This is a genomic window from Burkholderia theae (assembly GCF_048565265.1).
GTDB lineage: Bacteria > Pseudomonadota > Gammaproteobacteria > Burkholderiales > Burkholderiaceae > Burkholderia > Burkholderia theae.
The window spans coordinates 2,518,318-2,532,692 of record NZ_CP183462.1; the positions used below are offsets into that span (position 1 = coordinate 2,518,318).

General features: G+C 64.8%; 19 protein-coding genes. 13 read left to right on the forward strand and 6 right to left on the reverse strand.

Annotated features, from left to right (window positions below; genetic code table 11):
• The first annotated feature begins 71 nt into the window (after window positions 1-71).
• Genes ACN22W_RS28820 through atsR form a run of 3 tightly spaced genes read left to right on the forward strand, consistent with a single transcriptional unit; the run spans window position 72 to window position 3,317 of the window.
• On the forward strand, window positions 72-944 hold the full coding sequence (locus ACN22W_RS28820) for a response regulator (RefSeq protein WP_419688073.1): 873 nt from the start codon (window positions 72-74) through the stop codon (window positions 942-944).
• Window positions 945-1,000: 56 nt separating this feature from the next.
• A complete protein-coding gene (locus ACN22W_RS28825) occupies window positions 1,001-1,504 on the forward strand; it encodes a molybdopterin-dependent oxidoreductase (RefSeq protein WP_129516336.1) in 504 nt (167 codons plus the stop codon).
• Window position 1,505: 1 nt separating this feature from the next.
• Window positions 1,506-3,317: a hybrid sensor histidine kinase/response regulator AtsR gene (atsR, locus tag ACN22W_RS28830; RefSeq protein ID WP_419688074.1), complete on the forward strand. Its 1,812-nt coding sequence runs from the start codon at window positions 1,506-1,508 to the stop codon at window positions 3,315-3,317.
• A 20-nt stretch (window positions 3,318-3,337) separates the two neighbouring features.
• On the opposite strand, the gene ACN22W_RS28835 is transcribed toward atsR, so the two are convergent.
• Window positions 3,338-3,757 carry a secondary thiamine-phosphate synthase enzyme YjbQ gene (locus ACN22W_RS28835; protein ID WP_048243093.1) on the reverse strand — a complete coding sequence of 140 codons (420 nt, stop codon included), beginning with the start codon at window positions 3,755-3,757 and terminating at the stop codon, window positions 3,338-3,340.
• A gap of 10 nt (window positions 3,758-3,767) precedes the next feature.
• Window positions 3,768-4,094, reverse strand: a complete 327-nt coding sequence (locus ACN22W_RS28840) for a thioredoxin family protein (protein ID WP_343490969.1) — start codon at window positions 4,092-4,094, stop codon at window positions 3,768-3,770.
• 284 nt (window positions 4,095-4,378) lie between these two features.
• Between ACN22W_RS28840 and ACN22W_RS28845 the strand changes: the two genes are divergently transcribed.
• Both ACN22W_RS28845 and ACN22W_RS28850 read left to right on the forward strand, forming a co-directional pair.
• The gene (locus ACN22W_RS28845) at window positions 4,379-5,077 is read left to right on the forward strand and encodes a flavin reductase family protein (protein WP_419688075.1); all 699 of its coding nucleotides are present in this window, start codon (window positions 4,379-4,381) and stop codon (window positions 5,075-5,077) included.
• 392 nt (window positions 5,078-5,469) lie between these two features.
• A complete protein-coding gene (locus tag ACN22W_RS28850) occupies window positions 5,470-5,856 on the forward strand; it encodes a RidA family protein (RefSeq protein WP_419688076.1) in 387 nt (128 codons plus the stop codon).
• A gap of 174 nt (window positions 5,857-6,030) precedes the next feature.
• Here the strand turns inward: ACN22W_RS28850 and ACN22W_RS28855 are convergent, their stop codons facing one another.
• Window positions 6,031-6,669 carry a helix-turn-helix domain-containing protein gene (locus tag ACN22W_RS28855; RefSeq protein WP_419688077.1) on the reverse strand — a complete coding sequence of 213 codons (639 nt, stop codon included), beginning with the start codon at window positions 6,667-6,669 and terminating at the stop codon, window positions 6,031-6,033.
• 349 nt (window positions 6,670-7,018) lie between these two features.
• Between ACN22W_RS28855 and ACN22W_RS28860 the strand changes: the two genes are divergently transcribed.
• The 6 genes from ACN22W_RS28860 (at window position 7,019) to ACN22W_RS28885 (ending at window position 11,025) form a co-directional block, all read left to right on the forward strand.
• On the forward strand, window positions 7,019-7,828 hold the full coding sequence (locus ACN22W_RS28860; protein ID WP_419688078.1) for an MBL fold metallo-hydrolase: 810 nt from the start codon (window positions 7,019-7,021) through the stop codon (window positions 7,826-7,828).
• Between the two features lie 227 nt (window positions 7,829-8,055).
• Window positions 8,056-8,388, forward strand: a complete 333-nt coding sequence (locus ACN22W_RS28865; RefSeq protein WP_048243089.1) for a DUF2322 family protein — start codon at window positions 8,056-8,058, stop codon at window positions 8,386-8,388.
• Between the two features lie 81 nt (window positions 8,389-8,469).
• A complete protein-coding gene (locus ACN22W_RS28870) occupies window positions 8,470-9,351 on the forward strand; it encodes a hypothetical protein (RefSeq protein ID WP_419688079.1) in 882 nt (293 codons plus the stop codon).
• Window positions 9,352-9,561: 210 nt separating this feature from the next.
• Window positions 9,562-10,194, forward strand: coding sequence for a LysE family translocator (locus ACN22W_RS28875; protein WP_419688080.1), 633 nt, complete (start codon window positions 9,562-9,564; stop codon window positions 10,192-10,194).
• Between the two features lie 215 nt (window positions 10,195-10,409).
• Complete coding sequence (locus tag ACN22W_RS28880; protein ID WP_419689851.1) at window positions 10,410-10,751, forward strand: type II toxin-antitoxin system RelE/ParE family toxin; 342 nt, start codon at window positions 10,410-10,412, stop codon at window positions 10,749-10,751.
• Complete coding sequence (locus ACN22W_RS28885; RefSeq protein ID WP_412025466.1) at window positions 10,738-11,025, forward strand: helix-turn-helix domain-containing protein; 288 nt, start codon at window positions 10,738-10,740, stop codon at window positions 11,023-11,025. Before ACN22W_RS28880 ends, ACN22W_RS28885 begins: the two co-directional genes overlap by 14 nt.
• Before the next feature lie 31 nt (window positions 11,026-11,056).
• Here ACN22W_RS28885 and ACN22W_RS28890 read toward each other — a convergent pair whose 3' ends face one another.
• The 3 genes from ACN22W_RS28890 to ACN22W_RS28900 all read right to left on the reverse strand — a co-directional run bounded on the left by ACN22W_RS28890 (window position 11,057) and on the right by ACN22W_RS28900 (window position 13,120).
• Window positions 11,057-11,728 carry a YebB family permuted papain-like enzyme gene (locus tag ACN22W_RS28890; protein WP_419688081.1) on the reverse strand — a complete coding sequence of 224 codons (672 nt, stop codon included), beginning with the start codon at window positions 11,726-11,728 and terminating at the stop codon, window positions 11,057-11,059.
• Between the two features lie 144 nt (window positions 11,729-11,872).
• On the reverse strand, window positions 11,873-12,442 hold the full coding sequence (locus tag ACN22W_RS28895; protein ID WP_048243084.1) for a hypothetical protein: 570 nt from the start codon (window positions 12,440-12,442) through the stop codon (window positions 11,873-11,875).
• Window positions 12,443-12,661: 219 nt separating this feature from the next.
• Entirely contained in the window at window positions 12,662-13,120 is a 459-nt protein-coding gene (locus ACN22W_RS28900) for an Lrp/AsnC family transcriptional regulator (protein ID WP_006749370.1), read from the reverse strand.
• 125 nt (window positions 13,121-13,245) lie between these two features.
• On the opposite strand from ACN22W_RS28900, the gene ACN22W_RS28905 reads away from it, so the two are divergent.
• Together ACN22W_RS28905 and ACN22W_RS28910 are read left to right on the forward strand one after the other, a co-directional pair.
• The gene (locus tag ACN22W_RS28905; protein WP_047901893.1) at window positions 13,246-13,980 is read left to right on the forward strand and encodes an AzlC family ABC transporter permease; all 735 of its coding nucleotides are present in this window, start codon (window positions 13,246-13,248) and stop codon (window positions 13,978-13,980) included.
• On the forward strand, window positions 13,973-14,281 hold the full coding sequence (locus ACN22W_RS28910; protein ID WP_047901894.1) for an AzlD family protein: 309 nt from the start codon (window positions 13,973-13,975) through the stop codon (window positions 14,279-14,281). The genes ACN22W_RS28905 and ACN22W_RS28910 overlap by 8 nt, the downstream gene beginning before the upstream one ends.
• Window positions 14,282-14,375 lie beyond the last annotated feature (94 nt).

A 14,375-nucleotide genomic window follows, 5' to 3' on the forward strand; every position in this document is an offset into this window, starting at 1 on the left:
TTCAAAGCTTGCATGACGCGTCACTTTTGATATGCTCTTCCTCGCCCAAAACCCCTGGAGACCCCATCGAGATGTCCAACAGCGAGCAGGCCAACGTCGATCTCATCACCGCCAACAAGGTGCGCGACCTCCTGAACCGGAACGGCATTCCGCCGCGAAGTCACAACACGACGATCGCGAATGTGCTGGGCCTCAGTTTCTCGGTCGTCACGCGCAAGATGAAAGGCCTGATCCCGTGGAACCTGTCGCAGCTGCAGGACATCGCGACGCACTTCAGCGTGCCGCCCGCGATCCTGCTCGACGACAAGGGCACGCAGCCGGCCGCGGTCGAAATGATCGACGCGACGCTCGTGATCGAGTCGCGGCGCTTTCGCTGCCGGGCCGCGATCTCGGCGAAAGCCAGCAGCCAGATCGAAACGGATTTCGTCGCGCTGCAGTGGCAAGGCGAATGGATCGTTACAGAACGTCAACATGCGCGCGAGGGCCGCACGTATCCGGTCGACGTCGTCGAGTTGCGCTCGACCCAGCCGAACGTGTATGCGGCGCGGATCGCCGTGGTGGACGATTCGCAGGACGTCGCCGAAACGGTATGTGAATATTTCATCGAAAAAGGCGTGAATGCGATCCCGTACTTCGACGGCGCGACGTTCCGCAAGGCGCTGGAAGTCGAGGATTTCGACGGCTACATCCTCGACTGGATGCTCGGCGACCAGACCGCCGCCGAACTCGTGCGCGGCATCCGTTCGAGCGAGAACAGCGGCGCGCCGATCTTCCTGCTGACCGGCAAGATCTCGACCGGCGAAGCGAGCGAGGACGAGATCGCGCACATCGTGTCGCACTACAACGCGCGCTGCGAAGAAAAACCGGTGCGCCTGCCGATCCTGTTCGCCGAAGTGGCGCGCGAACTGAAGATCACGCTGCCGGTCGCGACCGTCGCGAGCTGAGGCCGGAGCGACCACCAACAACCAACAACCAACAACGACATGACCGAGGGCAAGACATGCGAATTTCGACCATCTGGACCAAGAGCCTGCTGACGGCCTGCCTGCTCGGGCTGGCCGCCGCGACATGGGCCGCTTCGTCGTTTACGTTCACGGTCGATGGCAAGATCGACAAGAGCAACCAGCAGGGCAAGAAGGTCTACGTGTTTTCCGAGCAGGCGCTGATGGCGCTGCCGCAGCATACGATCGTCACGTCCACGAGCTGGACGCCGAAAGCGACCTTCACCGGCCCGCGCCTGTCCGACGTGCTGAAGACCGTCGGCGCGCACGGCACGCAGATCGAATTCCGCTGCATCGATGAATACACGTTCACGATTCCCGTGTCCGACGCCGACCGGTACGGCGTGATCCTCGCGCGGACGATGAACGGCAAGGTGCTCGGCAACGACAACTACGGCCCGCTGTGGATCATGTATCCGCGCGACCAGTATCCCGACGAGCTGAAGACGCCGCTCGGCGAAGCGAAGTTCGCGTGGCAGATCATCGGCCTGACCGTAAAGTGAAATGAAACGCCGGCGGTGGAAAAACAGAAAAATCATCCTGGTCCTCGGGTCGCTGTGGATCATGGGATTCGCCGCATGGGCGTTCCTGCTGTGGGACCTGCTGGCGACCTCGGTCAACGAGGGCGTGCTCGAAGGGCCGCGCGAAGGCGTGTTCTGGACCGCCGCGCAATACCGGAACGTCTATACGCGGTTCGACCGGCAACTGATCCTCTACGCGACGCACGAGGACGACGACTTCGACCACGTGCAGATGCAGCTCGACAGCCTGTCGGTGTCGTTCGGGTTCCTGCAGCGGCCGTCCGAGGTGTCCGAATACTGGCTGCGCATCCCGCGCGCGCGCAACGAGATCGACACGCTCGGCGAATTCATGGCGCGCCTGAAGCATGACGTGCCGTTGCTGCGCGACAAGCCGAAGGACGCCCAGCACGTGATCGACGACGTCAACGCGTACTGGCCGAAGGTCAACGGCCTCGCGAACTACTTCCGCGCGATCGAGATGGCGCAGCGCGACTTCACGTTCCATCAGCTGAAGGAAAAGCAGCGGGCGATCCTGATCCTCGGCAGCGTGCTCGGCGTGATTCTGTGCGCGCTGTTCCTGCTGCTGTTCTATACGATGCGCACGCGCGACGACCTGCTCGAACGGCAGGACGCGGCGCTCGACGCGGAACGCAAGGCGTCCGACCGCGCGTTCGAGATGATCGAGGCGAAGAACGCCTTCCTCGGGATGGTCAGCCACGAGCTGCGCACGCCGCTCCAGGCGATCTGCGGGTCGATCGAGATCCTGCTGGCGCGCCCGCAGTCCGACGCGAACCTGAAGACGATCCGGCGGCTGCAGAATTCCGCGTTGTCACTCGAAGCGCTCGTCAAGGACCTGACCGACTACATCAAGCTGCGCTCGACGAAGCGCCTTGCCGAACTGGAAACGGTCGGCATGGCGTCGCTGCTGATCGAAGTGATCGAGCCGCTGCGCGAGAAGATCGCGGCCAAGCGGATCGCGATCACGCAGCAGGTCGAGCCGCACGATCTCGCGATCCGTTCGGACCGCAAGCTGTTGCGACAGGTGCTGTCGAACCTGATCGAGAATTCCGTCAAGTACACGCTCGGCGGGTCGATCAAGGTATCGATCACGTTCGCCGACGCGCCGGCCGGCCAGCAGCTGACCATCGCCGTGCGCGATACAGGCGCCGGCATCGCGAAGCAGCATCTGTCGAAGATCTTCGAGCCGTTCTACCGCGCGAACGACGCGGTCGGCCTGCATGTGGACGGGATCGGCATGGGGCTCGCCGTCGTGCGCGAAATCGTGACGACGCTGCGCGGGCATGTGGATGTTCGCAGCGTCGTCGGCGAAGGCAGCGAATTCGTCGTGACGCTGCCGGCCGAGGCGCCCGATACGGATGAAGCAACCGGTGACGTGCCCGCGTTGCCACACGCTGCCGCGCACCGCGACCGGCGCGCGCTGGTGGTCGACGACAACGACAACGCGCGCGAAACGCTCGGCGCGATGTTGTCGGCGCTCGGCATCGACGCCGACCTGTGCGGCACCGGGCAGGAAGGCGTCGCGCGCTTCGGCACGGGCCGCTACGACATCGTGGTACTCGATCTCGAACTGCCGGACCTGAGCGGCTTCGAAGTCGCGCGGCGCATGCGCGCGGTCGCGGAACCCGACGAAGACGGCCGGCACCCGGCGATCCTCGGCGTCAGTGCATATGAATCGGCCGCGCTGCGCGAGAACAAGCAGGTGTTCGACGAATTCCTGCCCAAACCCGTCCACCTGCGCGAACTCGGCACGCTCGTCGAGAAGCTGCTCGGCTGAGCGCGCGGCTCACTCGCCGTTCACTCTCCGATCAGATGCAGCACGATGTCGCGCCGGTGCGCCGCGCGACGATGCTCGAACAGGTAGATCCCCTGCCAGGTGCCGAGCACCATGCGCCCGTGTTCGACCGGGATCGACAGTTGCACCTGCGTGAGCGCAGTGCGCAGATGCGCCGGCATGTCGTCGGCGCCTTCGGTGTCGTGTTCGTAGCGCGTGTCGTCCTCGGGCGCGAGCGTCGCGAAATAGCGTTCGAGATCGCGCCGCACCGACGGATCCGCGTTCTCCTGGATCAGCAGCGACGCCGACGTATGGCGACAGAACACCGTGAGCAGGCCGGTGCGGATCGTCTGCTGGTCGACGAACGCGCGCACTTGCGACGTGAACTCGACGAGGCCGCTGCCGCGTGCATCGACGCCGATGTGTGTGATGGCTTGTTGCATGGCCGTAGTGTCAGACCAGCGCGGCGAAGCCGTCGGCTTCGATCTGCTTCGCGTCGGCGGGGCGCACGACGCGCGCGACTTCAACGCCGTCGCGCAGGAACACCAGCGTCGGCCACAGCTTCACGCGAAATGAACGGCCGAGCGGGCGGCCCGGGCCGTCCTCGATCTTCAGGTGCCGCACGGCGGGATGCGCGGCGAACGACGCGACGATCGCCGGTTGCGCGCCCGCGCAGATCCCGCACCAGTTCGTGCCGAATTCGATGACGGTGGTGCCGGCCAGTGCGTCGACTTCAGCGCGTGTCGGCGCGTCTTCGGAATAGCGTTGCGGAGTGTGCATCGGGGCCCTCATGTGGAATTCCGGAACGTGACCGCGCAGGGTCGGCGGGTGCCGTCCGCGCTGTCCTACTGTAGCGGAAAAGCCCGCGCGCTGCCGGCGCGCGCGGGCGCGGAAACCGGCCGTCGAAATGGCCCGCGGCCTTCGTGGCGCCGCCTGCGTATCGCGCGCGATGCCCGTTCCTCCATCGCGCCGCCCCCGCCGGAATGACACGACAAGATTCGGAGCGCCGTGCCGCCGCGACGGGATCAACATGCAGACTGATCCCGTCAACGAAGGCTCCGATCATGAATGCTCCGCATCGCGTCACCGAACCGAACATCCTCTATTTCGGCACGCCCGTCGTGCTGGTCAGCACGCTGAACGAGGACGGCACGGCCAATCTCGCACCCATCTCGTCCGCGTTCTGGCTCGGCTGGCGCGGCGTGATCGGCATCGCCGCCAGTTCGCAGACCACCCGCAACCTGATGCGTACCGGCGAATGCGTGCTGAACCTGCCGTCGACGGCGCAGGCGCACGCGGTCGACCGGATTGCGCGCACGACAGGCACGTATCCGGTGCCCGACGGGAAGCGCGCGAAAGGTTATGTGTTCGAACCCGACAAGTTCGGTACGGCCGGGCTCACTGAAGCGGCGTCGCAAACCGTCGCGCCGCCGCGTGCGCTCGAATGCCCGGTGCACATGGAAGCGGTCGTCGCGGCCACGCACGGGATCGGTGAAGAAGCGCCCGACCTGCGCGGCTACATCCGCGTGTTCGAACTTCGCATCCAGCGCGTGCACGTGCATCCCGACCTGCTGATGGACGGGTATCCCGACCGCATCGATCCGGACAAGTGGTCGCCGCTGATCATGAGCTTTCAGAAGTTCTATGGCCTCGCGCCGCAGCAGGTACACCCGTCGCGGCTCGCCGAGATTCCCGAGCGCGCGTATCGCAGCCCCGACATCGAGCGCTCGCGCGAGGCGGGTGTGGTCGACGCCGGGCGGTAGTGAAGCGCACTGGTCGCGCCCGATACGGCACATGCAGTTCATGCGGCTTTCGGACAAGAGGGAGAGGCGCCGGACCGCGTTGTGTGACTAACTTGGGACCGCCGCTTGGTTGACGCGCAAAGTGAGATTTGCGCATTGACATTCTTCTATAGGAGATTTAATCTCCCATTGCTTCAAGTGTGGCGCCAGGGGAATCTTCCCGAACTGCCGACCGTAGACAAGCGGGAACGTCCGAGGAGATCGGACACAAGCCATCCGCGGGTTGCCACACGATATTTTGCAATGCGTATTGAATTTCTGCGTCATCGACCGGTGCCGACACGAACGATAAAAGTGAACGGTCGGCGCCGATCTGTTGTTTCTATTCAACCGGATCTTCGAAGGAGCCTGCCATGAGCATCACGTTGCACAATCCGGCCAGCATTGCGCCGCCGTTTTCCTGCTACAGCCAAGGCGCCTCTGCGTCCGGTGACGCACGCTGGCTGTATGTTTCCGGACAAGTGGGCATCACGCCGGATGGTGTCGTTCCGGACGACCCGGAGAAGCAAACCGAGCTGGCCTGGGATAACCTCCTGGCGGTGCTGGCCGATGCCGGGATGACCGCGAAGGATCTGGTCAAGGTCGACGGCTTCATCACGAGCCCGGACCTCGTGCCGTTTTTCCGCAAGGAGCGCGAGCGGCGATTTGCGGGGCACGCTGCCGCTACCACGATGGTCATCGTTGCCGGATTGGCTGAACCCCATCTCCTGGTGGAGATTCAGGCAGTCGCGGCCCGCTGACGCAATTTCATCTCCGATCGAGCGGCGAACATCCTTTGATGTGTGTTCGCCGCTTGAACAAGCGCTCGGCCCGAGCAGACGTCCCCACCACCTTGATCCGCTACGGCACGCCGCTTCCGTTGCCCCAAGCGACCAGTCGCAACGATATCGATGCGATTTTGCAAGCAGGCCCGACTAGGCGCGGCGAGAAATGACCATGAAATAGCCGCACGGCTCCGCCGTCTGATTGACGAAAGAGAGCTCGACGTCGGCCTGGAAGAAGATCGAGTCGCCGGGTCCCAGATATTCCTTCCTGGCTCTGAACTCCACAACGAGATTCCCGATCGTCACGACGATCTGTTTCTCCGATCCGGACGGGTAGGCCGGAAGCCATCCAGTCGAAACGCCGGGGGGAAGATAGTGATAGACGAGCTCTACGCGGCCGGCGCCTGTCGCCGGTGAAACGATGTGCCGTTCAAAACCCGTTTCGGGGTCGCGAAAGATCGGACGTGCCGCCTTGCGCATCACCACCGTATTGTCTTCGGGCTGATTGCCCCCGACCAACTCCGTCAGCGACGCCTGAAGGCTGTGCGCAATTCTCGTTGCGATGCCGATCGTCGGGCTCTTCTCCCCGCGTTCAACTTTGGAGAGCATTGCGCGGCTGACTCCGGAAAGTTGGGACAGTTGCTCCAAAGTCAGACCGGCCGCTTCCCGCAATCCGCGGACACGGCCTCCAAAGGCGCGCGAGAGCGAGTCGTTCTCGTCCGATGCGCTCGAATCGGTGTCTTGTCCCTGCGGCATATGTCCTTTTCCGGTGGTGAGTCGAATCAACAAAGGGACATTATCCTCCACCATAGAAGAAGGAGTCGAACACCGAAGATCGCTGCTTCCGCTGTATGCGCCCACGGCATCGAGATCGCGCGACGCTGCCAGTGATCGCGCCGGGCGTGATGTCGGGCGCACGGGTCGCACTCAATTCGAATCAATAGGCGCCGAAAGGCTCATCCTGCTGAGCAAGCGGTCAGGCATGCGCGGGCTGGAAAGCGGTGGAACGGCCACTTGGGGCATGCAGCTGTGATGGCAGAGCGCTGTCCTTGCTCCAGTCTCCCATGGTAGATACACTTCTACTCAATAACGAATGGTTATCCGATTTCGAGGGTCATCGAATATGGACACGAACGCCATGAAGTTGATTGCAAACGGGCAGAACTTTGCGTCTTTTCAGTTTGGCGATCTCAAGATCGTTGCGCTCCGAGACGGGTACGTGGACATGCCCGCCACGAGGCTTCGACGCGTCGATGGAGGCACGTTCGACAAACCGCCAGTCGGGACGCAATTGGTCGACAACCAATTGCGACTGTCGGTCAATGCGTTCCTCATCATCGATGGTGAGCGCGCCATCCTCGTCGACACCGGGGCGTCGAACACGTGGTATTCCACGATGGGAGCACTGGTGGACGCGGTCGCTGAGGCCGGAATCGATAGAGCCAGCATCACGGACGTTTTGCTGACGCATACCCATGAGGATCATGTGAACGGCCTGATTGCGCCGGACGGCTCCGACGCGTTTCCGAAGGCGACGAGAATCCTGGCAGGTCCGGAAGAAATCTCGGCATTTACCGGCCGGCTGGCCCGACTGCGGGATCGTGTCACCCCGGTTACGGACAATTTCCCCGTGAGTGACCGAATAACCGCGGTTCGCGCGACCGGGCATTCTCCCGGGCACACGGCGTACGAAGTTGCTAGCAGCGCGGGACGTCTATTGGTTTGGGGGGACATTATTCACGTTCCATCGGTGCAGTTCGGGCGTCCCGAAATTTCGTGGGAGTACGACAGCAACCAGTCGAGGGCTCGCGATACACGATTGGCGCTATTGGAGCGTGCGGCCCGGCCGAATTATTTCGTGGCGGGCGCCCATCTGGATTTCCCCGGCATCGGGAGCGTAACGGCCAGCGGTGGCAGTTTCGCCTTTCATCCCCTTGGCGATGGGTGAGACTCGTCTTGCGCCACAAGTAGCGCAAGCGAGCAGTCACTCACGTTGCTGATCGGCAAGATCGCGCACGCGACGGGACGCAGCAGCCACACCATCCGCGGGTACGAGTCGCAGGGGTTGCGGCCCGGCGTACAGCGCGGCGCGCCGGCCGGTACGCCGAGGCCGATCGGATAAGATACGGCCGGCCACGCACTTTGGCCCCTGACCGAACCGACGGAGTGTTTTCAGTGATTCAACCGACCCCAGTATTCAAGGACAACCTCGCGCAACTGCCGGCCATCGACGGCGTCGCGCGCATCGATCTCGTCGGCACGAACGGCGACGTGGTCGCGACCATCGAGAACCAGCCGGGCAAGCAAGGCTCGCTCGCGGTGTACAACTACCTGCAGCACGCATTCGGCACACTCGACGCGAAAGCCGCCGAGCACGGCCTCGCCGTGTTCGCCGAACATACGGCCGACGCGCGCAACCGTCCGGGCGCGCATCCGAACGTCGATCGACTGCTGGCGATCGTCGCTGGCGGCGAAGCGCTGCGCATCGACGTCGTCGCGAAGGGCTGAGTCGCCGGCGACACGCCCCTGACACGCGCGCGGAAACCCGCGATCATCGCGTCCGTACCTCTTTACCCGGAGACTGCCCGCGTGTCCCGCATCCTTGCCCTGCCGTTTGCCCGCCGACTTGCGCCGCACGCTGCTTTCGCTTCGATCGCGGCCGTTGCCTGCGCCGCACTCGGCGGCACGGCATCGGCCGAACCGCTGCATACGGCATCCGACATCGCCGGCGCATCGCTGGTGCCGCTCGCTGCGCTGCCGCGCTCGCCGGAGAACGGCTCGCTCGACGATTTCTGCGCGCAATACCGCGTGAAAAAGCTGACCACGGCGGCCGGCCGCGACGTCGCGAAGCTCGGCTGGATCGTCACTTCCGAGGCGCCGCTCGGCCGCTACACGGTCGTCACGTTCGCGAGCGGATTCAAGCCCGGCACGAGTGCGATCTGTTTCGCGCGCAACGGCAACATCGGCGTGTACGACGGCACGACGCTCGTCGCGCTCGGCTATACCTCGCGCGCGGCAGACTGGCAGCTCGGTTCGGCCGATTCACTGGAAAACGGCGCGCTGCTGATCTGGGGCGGCGACGGCCCGGCGCCGCCGGTCGGCGAGTTGCACGAAGAGAACGGCGGCCTGCGCCTGACCCGCGTCGCCGCCGAACATACGTACTGCCGCGGCCGCACGGTCGTGCCCAACGTCTACGGCAAGCCGCTCGACGCGGCGCGCAAGGTCCTGATTGCGCATGGCTGGCAGCCGCTGCGTCCGCGTGAAAAGCCGGACGCGACGGACGGCGCGGCAACACTCGCGAAGCACGGCATCATCGAAGCCGAAGCCTGTTCGGGCACCGGCATGGGCTATTGCGCGCTGCGATACCGGAACGCGGCCGGCGTGCTCGGCGTGACGACAGTCGGCGGCGAGCCGGACAAACCGTCCGACAACACCGTGATCGACTATCAGGTCGCGTGCCGCAAGCCGTGACATGTGCTCCGGCCGTGCGCGCATGACGCAGCACCTGCACGCGCCGTTGAGTCTGCGGCGGGCCGCATCGTCGTGCCTGAGGCGCGATGCATGCGCCGACGCCCGGCGCAGCCTGAGCGCCGGATCATCGCCCATTCGCGCAATTGACCCGCGTCGCGCGCGCTCCTAAACTGACCTCCCTTTTGCGTCGCTCCGACGAAAGGGACTCCCATGATCGACCTCTCCACACTCGCGCTGTTCTCCGGCGCGTGTCTCGCGCTGACCGCCACGCCGGGCCCCGACATGCTGCTGATCGCGTCCCGTAGCGTGAGCCAGGGACGGCGCGCGGGTTTCGCGACGCTCGCGGGCATTCAGGCCGGCACCTACTGCCACGCGCTCGCGGCCGCGCTCGGGCTGTCGCAGCTGTTTGTCGCGGTGCCGATCGCCTACGATGCCGTGCGCTTCGCGGGCGCCGCGTATCTGCTGTATCTCGCGTGGAAGACGTTCCGTTCGGATGCGACCGCGCTGTCGCCCGTCGCATCGCAGCGGCGCCACTCGACCGCGACGATCTTCCGCCAGGGCCTGACGACGAACCTGCTGAATCCGAAGATGGCGCTGTTCGTGCTCGCGCTGTTCCCGCAGTTCGTGCGGCCCGAGCACGGTTCGATCGCCGTGCAGATTCTCGTGCTCGCGACGGTGCTCAACCTGATCGGGATCGTCGTCAACGGCGCGGTCATTCTCTCCGCGAGCCGGCTGAGCCAGCGGATCGGCGCGCGCCGCCGCCCGTCGAAGCTGCCGCAATACCTGCTCGGCACGGTGTTCGTGGGGCTCGCGGCGCGGCTTGCGGTGGCGGCGCGGAACTGATCCCGCATCCTCCCGAAGCGCACGGGCAGGCCCGATACCCATTCGGCTAGCTGGTCGAACTCAGGTCGCCGGCAAACAATCTGGCTCGCACATCAGCTGCGAAGCAACGGAGAAGCGCTCGAGCGTTTCTCCGCTGCTTCCGTGCATCCGGCGAGCCGCCCTCACGAAGTACGCGACGGCGCTCCTTCTTGCAAGAAAATAACATATTTGTTACTATGCGAACCGTCGCATATGAAATCCGTTTCTTCAGCGAGCACGTCGAGGCAGGCGTGTTTGCGCTACCGAAGACGCTGACCGCCAGGTTTTTCGCACTCGCTGACCGTATGGAACAGTACGGCCCGAACCTGGGCGAACCTCACACCAGGCCGATGGGCGACGGCTTGTATGAAATGCGCTTGAAGGGCCTGGAAGGTATCGCCCGTGTGTTTTACTGCGCGGTCGTTGGCCGGCGGATCGTCATGCTTCACTGCTTCGTGAAGAAGACGCAGAAAACGCCGCAGAAGGAACTGGACACCGCGCGCCGCCGGTTGAAGGAGATTCGAGATGGCAACCTATAAGGCACTGCGCGAACGCGCGTTGGCCGATCCAGCGGTACGCGCCGAATACGACCGGCTGAACCGCGAGGAATTCGCGCTGCTCGACGCGATGCTGGCTGCCCGGCGAGAGGCCGGCCTGTCTCAAGCCGATGTCGCGGAGCGTATGGGCACGAAAGCGCCGGCCGTGACACGGCTCGAGCGCGCGCTCGCAACGGGCCAGCATTCGCCGTCCATCGATACGCTGCGCAAGTATGCGGCGGCATGCGGCAAGAAGCTCGTGATCTCGTTCGCCTGAGTCGCGCCAACCGCAAGCGGCCGACGCCCCGTCACTCCGCGTCACGCTCTCGCGTATCCACCACGACACGCAACGCCCCACTGACAAGCAGGCTCGCCGGCGTCACCGTGCGTCGGTGCCACGGAATCCGGCCGAAATACCAGATCTTCCAGAAGCCGAGCGGATGATCGGGATTCCTGCGCAGCAGCGTGTCGAAGGTTTCGACGTCGCCGAGCACGATCCGCGTCGCATCGCGCACGACCTCACGCACGAAACGCGAGCAGAACTGCCGGCTTGACGCGAGATTGAAGCCCGTGTCGTAGACCACGCCGATCCGGCGCATCGCCGCGTCGACGAGCCGGCGCCGCTGCGCGGCATCGAGCGGCTGCTTCAGCCGCGCGATCACGCATGCGCCGCGATCGGAGCGCGCGAGAAACCGCGACATCGTCGTGACGCGCGACAGCGGAAACGTGCTCTCCGCAACCAGCGCTTCGCCGCCGCGCTCGCCGACGACGATCCCGACATGATTCGTCCATGAGCGCGTCGCGCTCGCCACTTCGAGAAACGGCCGCACCGTCACGCGGATGAAGACGATGTCGCCGATCTCCGGCTCGACCGGCAACGGCACGTCATGCGACCCGGAAGCACCAACGGAGAAAAGACGCCGCCGGCCCACGCCGGGCGAGCGGATCATGAGCGGCTGGCAGCCGGTGTCGACAAGCATACGGACCTCGCGCGAGTGAACATGGCGCGAGCATGGCAGTTGCGACCGCGCGCCGCATCCGCTTCATACGCGAGGGTGCGAATCCGTGCCGCGGGGTGGCGGATTTCGATACCACCATGAGGCATGACGCGTGACGCCGAGCCTTCAGCGCGTCGCGCCCAGCGCCACGCGCAGCCGTTCCATCAACTGCGTGTAATACCGCAGCACGTCGTCCTTCGACACGACATTCGCGGTCGAGAAACGCTCGGACCACGCCGGCTTCCATTCATACGAGCCGTGCACGCTCCGGTCGCCGTCGGGTGCCTGGATCAGCGAACGGATCCGCGCATCGCGGCCCGGGCCCGTATGCATGTCGAATAGCGCATGGATGTACGTGTGATACGCGTCGTACACGTCGTCGTCGAACAGGTAGCGGTAGATGTGGAACGTGCGGTCGAGCTCGCGCTTCGCGCGGATCACGTCGTCCGGCGAGATGTCCTTCCAGTAGCCGATCCACGTATAGAAGCACAGCAGCGCATTGAGCTGCGGCGCGACCGCGTCGTACAGCGCGAGCCGCTTCTCGATCAGCCGCTGGTTGGTCCACTGCACGAGTTCGAGCCGCTTCAGCCGGCGCGCGACGAGCCAGCCGAGACACGCGACCGACAACGGCGTCAGCACGCCGAGCGTGAGCTTGACGATTTCCAGCGAATTCCACGGATTGTTGAATGGCTGCATGAATGGCCCAACAAGAAGAAACGCACGCGCGCCGGCACATGATTCGGCGCGCGCGCCGCCTGCCCGATCGCGTTGACATTGACCGTTAGTTGCTTGCGCATCGAACGTCGCACGGCGGTGCGAGCCGTGCGTTCGATGCGGCGTGACTCGCCAGTTTACCGGTCGATTGTCACCGAGCCATGACCGTTCGTCGACTCGTCGACGCACGCCCGCGCCGCGCTACGTCGGCAGCGCCGACGTGAGCTTGACCTTCTGCATCGGGATATCGGTCTTCACGCTCAGCACGCCGGGAATGCGCGTCAGTGTTTCCATCTGGAAACGGCGGTAGTCGTCGATGTCGGCCGCAACGACGCGCAACAGGAAATCGCAATCGCCGGCCATCAGGTGGCACTCGACGACTTCCGGCATCTGCTGAACGGCATCGGCGAAGCGGTTCACGGATTCCGCGTCCTGCCCCTTCAGCCACACGCGCGTGAAGATGGTCAGCCCCTTGCCGACCTTCGCGGGGTTCAGCACGGCGACATATTTCTCGATCACGCCGGCTTCCTCGAGGAGGCGCACGCGCCGCAGGCACGGCGACGGCGACAGCCCGACTTCGTGCGCGAGCTCCACGTTCTGCATGCGGCCGTCGCGCTGGAGGGCGCTCAGGATCCGGCGGTCGATGGCGTCAAGTTTCATTTGGCATCCAATTCCAATAAATTCGCAAATCACGCGCTCAATGCCAAATTCTCAGAAAAATCTGGCCACAACGCAACCCGATTCGAGTCAAAAAAGCAGACAATTCCTCCCCCGAAGGAGGAGTAATGAGCAGTAGCGTTTCAACGTCGTCCGGGCTTCGCGACAAGCCCGCCTATGTCGCCGAGATGGGTCGCGGTTTGCGCGCGGCGCTGCCCGTCATGCTGGGTTTCGTGCCGTTCGCGCTGGTGCTGGGCGCGCAGGCCGCGCAGAAAGGGCTGAGCCTGTTCGAGGTGCCGATGATGACGGGCCTGAACTTCGGCGGCGGGTCCGAATTCGCGGCGATCCATCTGTGGACCTCGCCGCCGCACATCGCGCTGATCGTCGCGATGTCGTTCCTCGTGAACTCGCGCCACATCCTGATGGGTGCGGCGTTCGAGCCGTATATCCGGCGCCTGCCGCGCCGCCGCGCGTTCGTCGCGCTGTTCTTCATGTGCGACGAGAGCTGGGCGATGTCGCTCGCCGACGCGCGCTCGCGCTCGGCCACGCACATCAGCGTGCCGTATTACGCGGGCATCTGCGTGGGGCTCTACCTGACGTGGATCTCGATGACCACGCTCGGCGCGGCGGTCGGCCCGACGATCGGCAACGTCGAGCAGTACGGCTTCGACATGGCGTTCACGGCCGTGTTTCTGGTGCTGCTGCGCGGAATGTGGAAAGGGATGCGCGCGAGCCGCCCGTGGTTCGTGAGCCTCGTCGTCGCGGCGGCCACGCACCTGGCCGTGCCCGGCGCGTGGTACGTCGCGGCCGGCGCGTGTGCGGGACTGATCGCCGCGCTGCTGTGGGAGCCGCGCGATGCCTGAGCTTCCGGATTTCAGCACGGTCGCGACGATCGTGCTGATGGCGTCGACGACCTATCTGTCGCGCATCCTCGGCTACGTGCTGCTGCGCAACCGCACGCTCAGCCCGCGCATGGCATCGGTGATGGAGAACGTGCCCGGCTGCGTGCTGATCTCGGTGATCGCGCCGGCCTTCGTGTCGACGCGCCCGGCCGACCTGCTCGCGCTCGCCGTCACGCTGCTGGCGGCAACCCGCCTGTCGATCCTGCCGACCGTCATCGTCGGCGTCGCGTCGGCCGGGCTGCTGCGGCACCTGCTCGGATAAGCCGTTCCGACCCGCCGCGTGCGCGGCACCTCCACCGACCAACGGGCGCGCGATGCGCCCGTTGTCACATCCGCGCCGGCGACGCGACACGGCA